Source organism: Neobacillus drentensis (genome assembly GCF_036965245.1).
GTDB lineage: Bacteria > Bacillota > Bacilli > Bacillales > Cytobacillaceae > Neobacillus > Neobacillus drentensis_G.
This window is the reverse complement of record NZ_JBALPG010000143.1, coordinates 1-9,519: the sequence shown is the minus strand read 5'-3', so window position 1 is coordinate 9,519 and position 9,519 is coordinate 1. Positions and strand designations below refer to the sequence as shown.

General features: G+C 36.5%; 13 protein-coding genes. 8 read left to right on the top strand and 5 right to left on the bottom strand.

All coding sequences use genetic code 11. The features are described 5' to 3' along the window. Nucleotides 1–46: 46 nt before the first annotated feature. Entirely contained in the window at nucleotides 47–679 is a 633-nt protein-coding gene (locus tag V7150_RS22400) for a YktB family protein (RefSeq protein ID WP_335522635.1), read from the bottom strand. A gap of 178 nt (nucleotides 680–857) precedes the next feature. Between V7150_RS22400 and V7150_RS22395 the strand changes: the two genes are divergently transcribed. Both V7150_RS22395 and V7150_RS22390 read left to right on the top strand, forming a co-directional pair. Next, entirely contained in the window at nucleotides 858–1,052 is a 195-nt protein-coding gene (locus V7150_RS22395; RefSeq protein WP_283922491.1) for a hypothetical protein, read from the top strand. A gap of 448 nt (nucleotides 1,053–1,500) precedes the next feature. Beyond that, a complete protein-coding gene (locus V7150_RS22390) occupies nucleotides 1,501–2,295 on the top strand; it encodes an inositol monophosphatase family protein (protein WP_335522632.1) in 795 nt (264 codons plus the stop codon). A 30-nt stretch (nucleotides 2,296–2,325) separates the two neighbouring features. Here the strand turns inward: V7150_RS22390 and V7150_RS22385 are convergent, their stop codons facing one another. Then, nucleotides 2,326–2,511 carry a YlaF family protein gene (locus V7150_RS22385; protein WP_335522630.1) on the bottom strand — a complete coding sequence of 62 codons (186 nt, stop codon included), beginning with the start codon at nucleotides 2,509–2,511 and terminating at the stop codon, nucleotides 2,326–2,328. Nucleotides 2,512–2,681: 170 nt separating this feature from the next. Here V7150_RS22385 and typA point away from each other — a divergent pair, with 170 nt between their 5' ends. The 3 genes from typA to V7150_RS22370 are packed head-to-tail and all read left to right on the top strand — an operon-like array spanning nucleotide 2,682 to nucleotide 5,158. Next, nucleotides 2,682–4,520 carry a translational GTPase TypA gene (gene typA / locus V7150_RS22380; RefSeq protein WP_335522628.1) on the top strand — a complete coding sequence of 613 codons (1,839 nt, stop codon included), beginning with the start codon at nucleotides 2,682–2,684 and terminating at the stop codon, nucleotides 4,518–4,520. Nucleotides 4,521–4,543: 23 nt separating this feature from the next. Continuing rightward, complete coding sequence (locus tag V7150_RS22375) at nucleotides 4,544–4,849, top strand: YlaH-like family protein (protein WP_335522626.1); 306 nt, start codon at nucleotides 4,544–4,546, stop codon at nucleotides 4,847–4,849. A 15-nt stretch (nucleotides 4,850–4,864) separates the two neighbouring features. Then, nucleotides 4,865–5,158: a hypothetical protein gene (locus V7150_RS22370; protein ID WP_335522625.1), complete on the top strand. Its 294-nt coding sequence runs from the start codon at nucleotides 4,865–4,867 to the stop codon at nucleotides 5,156–5,158. Nucleotides 5,159–5,199: 41 nt separating this feature from the next. Here V7150_RS22370 and V7150_RS22365 read toward each other — a convergent pair whose 3' ends face one another. Next, a complete protein-coding gene (locus tag V7150_RS22365; protein WP_335522624.1) occupies nucleotides 5,200–5,400 on the bottom strand; it encodes a YlaI family protein in 201 nt (66 codons plus the stop codon). Nucleotides 5,401–5,571: 171 nt separating this feature from the next. Between V7150_RS22365 and V7150_RS22360 the strand changes: the two genes are divergently transcribed. Then, the gene (locus V7150_RS22360; protein ID WP_335522622.1) at nucleotides 5,572–6,027 is read left to right on the top strand and encodes a pyridoxamine 5'-phosphate oxidase family protein; all 456 of its coding nucleotides are present in this window, start codon (nucleotides 5,572–5,574) and stop codon (nucleotides 6,025–6,027) included. Between the two features lie 53 nt (nucleotides 6,028–6,080). Here V7150_RS22360 and V7150_RS22355 read toward each other — a convergent pair whose 3' ends face one another. Then, nucleotides 6,081–6,671, bottom strand: a complete 591-nt coding sequence (locus tag V7150_RS22355) for a YhcN/YlaJ family sporulation lipoprotein (RefSeq protein WP_335522620.1) — start codon at nucleotides 6,669–6,671, stop codon at nucleotides 6,081–6,083. Nucleotides 6,672–6,842: 171 nt separating this feature from the next. On the opposite strand from V7150_RS22355, the gene V7150_RS22350 reads away from it, so the two are divergent. Next, a complete protein-coding gene (locus V7150_RS22350; RefSeq protein ID WP_335522617.1) occupies nucleotides 6,843–8,171 on the top strand; it encodes a PhoH family protein in 1,329 nt (442 codons plus the stop codon). Nucleotides 8,172–8,201: 30 nt separating this feature from the next. On the opposite strand, the gene V7150_RS22345 is transcribed toward V7150_RS22350, so the two are convergent. Continuing rightward, nucleotides 8,202–8,699: a peptidyl-prolyl cis-trans isomerase gene (locus tag V7150_RS22345; protein ID WP_335522615.1), complete on the bottom strand. Its 498-nt coding sequence runs from the start codon at nucleotides 8,697–8,699 to the stop codon at nucleotides 8,202–8,204. Nucleotides 8,700–9,126: 427 nt separating this feature from the next. On the opposite strand from V7150_RS22345, the gene V7150_RS22340 reads away from it, so the two are divergent. Beyond that, on the top strand, nucleotides 9,127–9,408 hold the full coding sequence (locus V7150_RS22340; RefSeq protein WP_283923376.1) for a YlaN family protein: 282 nt from the start codon (nucleotides 9,127–9,129) through the stop codon (nucleotides 9,406–9,408). Nucleotides 9,409–9,519 lie beyond the last annotated feature (111 nt).

The following is a 9,519-nucleotide window of genomic DNA, read 5'->3' as shown; positions in this document are numbered from 1 at the left end:
GTTATTCGACAGCCTGACTCCCGAAAGATTGAATTTGGAGTTTTTTCTATTTAATATTTTGGGCAATTTTATATAACGGAGCTACTCTTTTAAATACATCCTCAATTTGCTCGATTAAACCTTCAGAACCCAATTGGATGGTTTTATTCCGGTCAATGGTATATCCACATAATAATTCTGCCTTTTTTACGTTTTGCAGCCTCGCAAAGTTTGAAAGCAGTTCATTCTTAGACAATTCACCATGCTTTATTGTATCTGGCTTTGTATGATCTAAAGACCAGGCAAACTCTTTTGGAATTTCTTTATATATTTTAGCTGCCTTTTTTGTAAATCTTCCCCCTATGACCTCTTTTTGTGGTGCTTCATAAATAACGGCAAACCAAATAAATAAATGGGTGTTCCACAAGCCAATTTGAAAATGGGGAAGCATTTTATAGCCGCGAGGATTATTAGCAAATGCCACCCATGTATCCTTTGGCGGATTGATTGTTCGTCTGGCATGCTTTGCCACATGAACAAACATTTCATCGCTTGTTAAAGCGGATAAGGCCGGCGCAAAGTAATCTCCTAAACCTTCTAATTTTGGCCGGATTGTACTTTTAATTGCCTCCATTCTTGCCTCTAGACCATCTATTAAAAAAACATCGAAATCTTCATTTGTAAATCCAGTGAAATCCATTGAGATACCCCCACCAAGCTATTTGTCACTAATTGTAGCATATTGGTGAGACTTCAAGAAGTTTGTTGCTTAACTAGGTAAAAGCACATATTTGTTGCAACACATCGAGATGCCTCATATTATACATAAAAAAACAATTGGAAAAAATTAGTTAAATATGAGGAAGGGGAGGAAAAAAGTGAAGCAATTGATGAATACATCTCTTAAAAAAGCAGGCGAGAAGGAAAGGACAGCAGTATTAAGATTGGAAATGGATTATGAATTGGCTGTACTATTTGAAGCAATTGAAGAGAAGAATGAGAAGAAAATGAAGGAATGTAAACAAAAATTAGAAAGGATTCGCCAGGAATTATTACGATTAAAAGCTCTTTGATTGAGTGAAGATATTTTTTAATCAAAGGAGTAACAAATTGAAATGAACCAAAAAAGAGTATTTTATTATCTTATCTAGAACGGACTCCAGAAAAGCAATGAGAGGGGTTCGTTTATTATTGTGAATTTTGGAAAAGGGTCGGAGCACCGCAAAGGCATGTAAAATTTATCCCATTTTGAATGAAAAGATACTTTATTCGCTTTGAATAGGCGAATCATAGTTTACTTACACCGCCTTTATTAGGTTAGGATTGTTCTTGATATAGATCCATAATTGATGGAGCATGTAAAATTATATAAGGTTTGTGTGGATAATTTGAACGTAAAAGAGACTAAAAGTTGATGTGGTTCATCAATTTGATTAAGCTATAGGTACATCAAAAGGTTTATCATGCTAAATACTACATACATTGGAATCGAATAAGGCTACGGCGAAGTGGAGGAGTATTATGAAATGGGAAGACATTGATACCCATGCAAAGGAATGGGTTAAGGAAGCAGGAGACAAGATCCGTTTATCCTTCGAAAAGACGTTAAATATTGAAACAAAATCAAACCCCAATGATCTTGTTACAAATATTGATAAGGAAATAGAACAATTTTTTATCGATAAAATTAGGGGTGTTTATCCGGATCATAAAATTATGGGTGAAGAGGGATTTGGAGACGAACTTAAGAGCCATGAGGGAATTGTCTGGTTAATCGATCCGATCGATGGAACGATGAATTTTATCCATCAGCAAAGAAACTTCGCGATTTCAATAGGGATCTATGAAAATGGAATCGGCCGAATTGGACTCATTTATGATGTTGCTCATAATGAGTTGTACCACGCAATTCGTGGTAAAGGTGCTTATTTAAATGGAAAGCCTCTTCCGTTGCTTAAGGAAACAACGGTGAAGGAATCCATTATTGCCCTAAATGCGACATGGGTAATGGAAAATCATCGTATCGATCACACTTTAATGATTCCATTAGTAAGAGACGCAAGAGGGACAAGATCATATGGGACTGCTGCGCTTGAAATGGTGTTTGTGGCAACTGGAAGGGTGGATGCCTATCTTTCCATGCGGTTATCGCCTTGGGATTTTGCTGCAGGAGCTGTCATTGTTGAAGAATTAGGCGGAAAAGTAACAAATTTAAAGGGAGAAAAACTTGATTTTCTTTCCAAGGATACACTTTTCACAGCGAAGCCTGGATTACATCAACAAATATTAAATGACTACTTAAAAAGAGGTCAATAATAAAAAAGAAGCCAAGCAAAGGCTTCTTTTTTAAAGTTCCCCATTTTCACGCATCTTTCTTTTTGTTTTAAAGCCCATCCCCATGATCACAAAACACACAAAAATACTGCCGATAGCCCCAATTAGGCTTTTTTCACTAATAGCAATTCCAATTCCCATTATGCTGGCTGCAGCAAGAATTGCATATATAAGTAAAGGCCATTTTACATTATTCATTTTCATACCCCTTTGATTATAAATTGTTTAAACTCATCTGTTTTTTGGTATATTTTTTATTCTACAAAAAATGCTTATAGGTTTCCACTTTAAATATGGTATAATATTTTAGTTGTATTTGGGAAACTAAAATTAGCTTTTATTTTTATAAAATAGGTAGGAGTGGAATTTTGAAACTTAGAGAAGATGTACGTAATATAGCGATTATTGCCCACGTTGACCATGGGAAAACGACTTTGGTTGACCAGTTGTTAAAACAGTCAGGAACATTTCGGTCTAACGAACATGTAGAAGAACGCGCGATGGATTCAAATGATCTAGAAAGAGAGCGCGGTATCACTATCCTTGCAAAAAATACAGCCATTCAATATAAAGATACCCGTATTAATATTTTAGATACACCTGGACACGCTGATTTTGGCGGCGAGGTGGAACGGATTATGAAGATGGTTGATGGTGTGTTGCTTGTGGTAGATGCCTACGAAGGCTGTATGCCGCAAACACGATTTGTTCTTAAAAAAGCCTTGGAACAAAATTTAACACCAATTGTAGTCGTGAATAAAATCGACCGTGACTTTGCTCGACCAGCAGAAGTAATTGATGAAGTACTCGATTTATTTATTGAACTTGATGCCACAGAAGATCAGCTTGAGTTCCCTGTTATTTATGCTTCAGCAATTAATGGTACAGCAAGTACAAATCCGGATCAGCAGGATGAAAACATGCAATCATTGTATGATGCAATCGTTGAATATATCCCTGCACCAATTGATAATCATGAAGAACCGTTACAATTCCAAGTTGCTCTGCTTGATTATAACGATTATGTGGGGAGAATCGGAATTGGACGTGTTTTTCGTGGAACGATGCATGTTGGTCAACAAGTCGCTTTAATGAAATTAGACGGTAGTGTAAAACAATTCCGTGTGACCAAGATTTTCGGTTTCTTCGGGTTAAAACGGCAGGAAGTTCAAGAGGCTAAAGCAGGTGACTTAATTGCTGTTTCTGGAATGGAAGATATAAATGTTGGTGAAACAGTTTGCCCAACTGAACATCAAGAAGCGTTACCAGTTTTACGAATCGACGAACCAACATTGCAAATGACTTTTGCCGTAAACAATAGTCCATTTGCTGGTAGAGAGGGTAAATATTTAACTTCAAGAAAAATTGAAGAAAGACTTTTAGCTCAGTTGCATACAGATGTAAGTTTACGTGTTGAAAACACTGATTCACCGGATGCTTGGATTGTTTCCGGTCGTGGTGAACTTCATTTATCCATTTTGATTGAAAATATGCGCCGTGAAGGTTATGAGCTACAAGTTTCAAAACCTGAAGTAATTGTTAGGGCGATTGATGGAGTCCGTTGTGAGCCAGTGGAAAGAGTTCAAATCGATGTCCCAGAAGAGCATACTGGTTCAGTAATGGAATCAATTGGTGCTCGTAAAGGTGAAATGCTTGATATGATTAATAACGGAACAGGTCAAGTTCGGTTGATCTTTAATGTACCTGCACGTGGCTTAATTGGTTATACAACAGAATTCTTAACCATGACTCGCGGATATGGGATTATTAATCATACCTTTGATAGCTACCAGCCAATGCTTGCAGGTCAAGTTGGAGGAAGACACCAAGGTGTCCTCGTCTCAATGGAATCTGGTAAAGCCTCCACATATGGTATAATGCAAGTGGAAGACCGTGGAACAATTTTCGTTGAACCAGGTACGGAAATTTATGAGGGGATGATTGTTGGCGAAAACACTCGTGAAAATGACATTACCGTCAATATTACAAAAGTGAAGCAGGCAACAAATGTTCGTTCAGCCAACAAAGACCAAACATCAGTCATTAAAAAACCACGCATCATGACATTAGAAGAGTCATTAGAATATTTAAATGATGACGAATATTGTGAAGTTACACCTGAGTCCATTCGTCTACGTAAAAAAATTCTTGATAAAAATGAACGTGAAAAAGCGGCAAAGAAGAAAAAATACGCTGAATTGAGTTAAGTAAAAAAGGAGTGCATGTAAAGATGGAAGGATTCTCCCCTAGTCTTAGATTTTTCATTGAACTAACAAATACACAAACCGCTGTATGGTTACAGTACATTTTTATTGTAATTTTATCGACGATTGTATATAAGTTAGGCTTTGCAAAAAAATTGCCTCTTTTGAAAAATATAGTAATTTATGGTTGTCTCATGATTGGGTGCTTGGTGATGCTTATTTTTTCTTACGCATTGCCAATTGCAGAAGCACTTGCGGTTGCTGCACTGCTATTAATTATTTATAAAATTCGCCTTCACCAATTGAAAAAGCATGAGGCTGAAGTGAAATAACGGGGGGTTGAGAAAATGGAATCCTTACAAGATGCACTCTATAATTGGCTTACGATTAAGGTTGTTTGTGATGCGCGGCCTGATGATTTAGCAGCTAAAGAGACACAAGACTTTTTTGAAGAGATGCTCACAACTCAGCATCATGTTTCAAACATTGATACAAGTAAAGATGATATGATGTATTATGTTTCATATCAACAGGGTGAAGAAACTAAAAAAGCACGTTATCCTCGTGAATTAATTGAAATCATGCTGAACCAAATTAACCAAGAACCTGAAAAGTATATGGACTATCCAATAGTAGACTAAAAAAAGCACTGGCCTGTTATCATAACAGACCAGTGTTTTTTCTACCATTCATCCTTTTCAGATTTTGTCCTATACAATCGGAAATTCCCTGTGTTGATTCGGGCATTTGTTTTTTCTGCTATTCTTGTATTGCAGTTATTGCACATATATGTATGAATGGGACGATTACGAAGACGCTTGGCTGTAAACGATTCATCTTCAATCGCTTCTATTTTATCGCAGATTACACACTTTACTCTCATTAAAGCACCTCATTAATTCTTTCTAAATAACAGAATGTTTGTATTATAGTATACCATGACTAAACACCTGTATGTAATCAATTGGTTAGAGTTGATGAAAAAAAGGGATAGTAGTAATATGAGAATATCTGTTTTTTAACAGAATGAAGGAGAATGAAAGGGGTTGTGAAAATGGCAAATCAAGTGGAACCAAAACTAATTAAGCCATTATATGATGTGATGCAAAAAGAACGTTTTGTAACGTTAGCAACAGTTGATCATGAAACAGGCGGACCAAATGTTAGTGCGATTTCCTGGGTTTTAGCGAAAAACGATAGTATCATTTATTTTGCTGTTGATAATCGTTCCCGGATATTAGAGAATATTAATAAGAATAACAACGTAGTCATAAATTTGATTGCGAATGAATCTACATATTCGATACAAGGTGAAGCACTGGTAAAAGAAGAAAGACTACAGGATGTTCCATTAAAACTCGCACTAGTTGAAGTAACAATTAGAGAGGTACGGGATGTAATGTTTTATGGATCCAAAATAGTCACTGAAGTACAGTATGATAAAACATATGATAAAAATGCTGCTGAAAAATTAGATAGACAAGTGATGGAAGCAATGAAAAAAGCTTAGTGCATTTACTAAGCTTTTTTCATTTAATAAAAGCTAGTAGGTACTCCTGCCTTTTATTTATAGTGATTGGATTGGTCTTCTTGTTCTTTGTTCAGTTTTTCTTGTTCGTCTTGCGGCAGCTTTTTATTTGGCTTTTCTGTCGCATTTTTCGGGCTTGGTGTAATCAAATCTCCTGGGATTTCAGGCATTAATCGACCTGCTATATCTGAGAGCTCCTCCATTATACCTTGTATTGGTCTGCCATTTTTTATATCCGCCTGAATTTCTTTCAAACGCTCGGTTGTGTCCGCATCAGCTACCACTACTGCGTTGGCACCGTAAGGGTCTTTTTTTAAGCTCTCTGCGACAGAATACTTAATTGAACCAACCTGAGAGCGGTCGATTTTTGAATTTACATCAATACCAACAATGGCATATTTCCCTAAAACTACTGCCGTTGCATCATTAACATTTGGTATACTTGTTGCGAGATTAACTAAGCGCTTTGAAATTTCCTGCCCTGATTTACGGTCGACGCTTTCAATATAACTGTTTTTAACATTTACTAATGATTGGTTATCACTTTTGGCGTTCTGTTTTTGATTATTGGTATTACATCCTGCTAAAAGTATACATATTGCCATAGTTAATAATATATTCTTCATTTAAAACCCTCCTCCAAGAAGATTAATTATGTGGTCTCATTAACAATTATTGTGCGAAACGCCTTCTATCTTTATTCCAATAAACATATATTTTACCAAAGTCCAATCTAGCAAAAGGGTTGTTGAAATGATTTCACAAGCCTGACACCAAGGGAATCAGGAGGCGTCGCTTTGAGTAAAATATACGTGTTAGATACAAATGTCTTATTACAAGACCCGTATTCCATTTTTTCCTTTGAAGATAATGAAGTTGTTATTCCTGCAGTAGTTCTAGAAGAAGTGGACTCAAAGAAAAGATACATGGATGAAGTTGGAAGAAATGCAAGGCATGTATCAAGATTAATTGATGGCTTAAGGGCCTCAGGAAAACTTTATGAAAAAATCCCTCTTGAACGCGGAGGGACCATTAGAATCGAATTAAATCATCGATCCTTTCATGAGCTACAGGATATTTTTATTGAAAAAACAAATGATAATCGCATTCTTGCAGTGGCAAAAAATTTATTTTTAGAGGAGCAAGCAAAGGAAAATGGTAAGCCAGTAATAATTGTAAGCAAGGATGCATTAGTAAGGGTAAAAGCAGACGCTATCGGTTTGACTGCTGAAGATTTTTTAAACGATCGAGTGGTTGATGTAGAACATATATATACGGGATTTTTCGAGTTACTACTGCCAATTGAATTATTAGGCCGTTTTTATGAAAAGGGAGAGCTCTCTCTTTCAGAGGTTGCTAACCACCCGTTTTATCCAAACCAATTCTTGTTAATGAAAGATATCCTTGGCAGCTCTGCCTCAGCTATCGGGATGGTAGATAAAACAAGTAAGAAGGTAAAGAAATTAACATTAAATCAAGAGCATGTTTGGGGCATTCATTCAAGAAATGTACAGCAGACGATGGCAATCGAATTATTATTACGCACAGATATACCTCTAGTCACTTTAACTGGAAAGGCAGGTACAGGAAAAACACTGCTTGCACTCGCTGCGGGTTTATTGCACACGGAGGATTTTAGAGAATATAAAAAACTATTAGTCGCAAGGCCGATTGTGCCAGTTGGTAAGGATCTAGGATTTTTGCCTGGTGAAAAACAAGAAAAGCTCAGACCATGGATGCAGCCAATATACGATAATCTGGAATATCTCTTTAATACAAAAAAGCCAGGTGAGCTTGATGCCATATTAGCCGGGATGGGTTCGATTGAGGTAGAGGCGTTAACGTATATTCGTGGCAGAAGTTTACCGAAGCAATTTATTATTATCGATGAAGCACAAAACTTAACGAAGCATGAGGTGAAAACCATCCTAACCAGGGTAGGGGAAGGCAGCAAGATTGTATTAATGGGTGACCCGGAACAGATTGATCACCCATATCTTGACGCCTATAACAACGGATTAACCTACGTCGTTGAAAAATTTAAAGATCAAAATGTTTCCGGTCATGTAAAACTATTAAAAGGAGAAAGATCTGGGTTGGCGAGGCTGGCAGCGGATTTATTATAGAATGATAAACGGGCGCCAAATGGCACCCGTCTATTTTATTGTAAAGGCAGTTACATTTTTAATAGGGTTTTCTTGATTTGAGCCATCACCATTGTAGATGTGGACTGGTCCATCAGAAGATAATGGTTGTCCATTATTTGAAAATCCTAAAATTAAGTCAAAAGCCATTTCTAGTGAAAACTCGTATTCACCATTTGTCGTATGAACGATAAGCGTGTCTGCATCATTATCTGGCTCAGCATTTAACAAAAAGGGTTTGAAAGGGATTCCGAATGTTCCAGTTAGTACTTTTTCTTTTTCAAACTTCTTCTCAGTTTTTAATGTCGGCGGATAGATTGCCCCTTCCATTATTTCTCGATCCCAATGCTTTGAAACAGATTTAGTATATGCCTCTATTGAATCTGCATTTTCTTTTTCCTTTGAAAAGTAAGTGGTTAAATCAATACGGCGGTCATCAAAAATCCAGACACCTGGATCGAGTGTAATCGAATATTTCACATTTCCTGATATGTTCAAAATATTTTCCATTTTCCATACCCCCTAAAGTCTAACATGATTAAGTATAGCTTTTTTTATCTGGAATGTCATAAGGTGGATCTTCAATCAGTAGTTTTTTTCAACCCGTTGTTTGGTAGTCCCGTTAGACTGTCTCTAATAGTAATGTTACTGTCTTAATTAAAAGGCAGGAAGAACCCGTTTTGTTCAACTAAGCCGATGTAAAGCGCCTCGTCAAGTTTCACTTTATCTCACCAATCTGGAATTTATTGGCAGTTAATCTTCCATTTCTCCTATTTTGTTCTCTAAAGGTCTTGAAATGAGGGAGTTTATTGCCAGTTAATGCTGGATAAAAGTAACTCATGTTTGGTAATATCCTTTATTGTTCTTGCAATTTTCCTTTGTAAACGGTAAAATTTATAGATAAGTTGAATTATCGCTCTGAATGGGGGGATCAATGTTGGCGTCTGATATGATCGTGAATCACCAGGAAAAAGCCTATGAGTTATTGCAGGCTGACGCTGAAAAAATATTAAAGCTTATCAAAGTGCAAATGGACAATCTCACGATGCCTCAATGCCCTCTTTATGAAGAGGTGTTGGATACACAAATGTTTGGCCTATCAAGGGAAATAGACTTTGCTGTTCGATTAGGCTTAATTGATGGTAAGGATGGTAAAGTGATTTTAGATCAATTAGAGAAAGAATTATCGGCACTTCACGAAGCGTCCTTAAGGAAATAGTCATAATAAAACTCAAACAATGCATGGAGCTTGTTTGGGTTTTTTATTAGTTTTTTGTGATTTCAGAATATTCTTTATTAAAATAATATAACAAATGAACTTTTCCTCAAG

Coding starts and splice junctions, on each gene's coding strand:
- V7150_RS22400 (WP_335522635.1), bottom strand. CDS start 679: ATGGATTTCACTGGATTTACAAATGAAGATTTCGATGTTTTTTTAATA.
- V7150_RS22390 (WP_335522632.1), top strand. CDS start 1,501: ATGAAATGGGAAGACATTGATACCCATGCAAAGGAATGGGTTAAGGAA.
- V7150_RS22385 (WP_335522630.1), bottom strand. CDS start 2,511: ATGAATAATGTAAAATGGCCTTTACTTATATATGCAATTCTTGCTGCA.
- V7150_RS22375 (WP_335522626.1), top strand. CDS start 4,544: ATGGAAGGATTCTCCCCTAGTCTTAGATTTTTCATTGAACTAACAAAT.
- V7150_RS22370 (WP_335522625.1), top strand. CDS start 4,865: ATGGAATCCTTACAAGATGCACTCTATAATTGGCTTACGATTAAGGTT.
- V7150_RS22365 (WP_335522624.1), bottom strand. CDS start 5,400: ATGAGAGTAAAGTGTGTAATCTGCGATAAAATAGAAGCGATTGAAGAT.
- V7150_RS22360 (WP_335522622.1), top strand. CDS start 5,572: ATGGCAAATCAAGTGGAACCAAAACTAATTAAGCCATTATATGATGTG.
- V7150_RS22355 (WP_335522620.1), bottom strand. CDS start 6,671: ATGAAGAATATATTATTAACTATGGCAATATGTATACTTTTAGCAGGA.
- V7150_RS22345 (WP_335522615.1), bottom strand. CDS start 8,699: ATGGAAAATATTTTGAACATATCAGGAAATGTGAAATATTCGATTACA.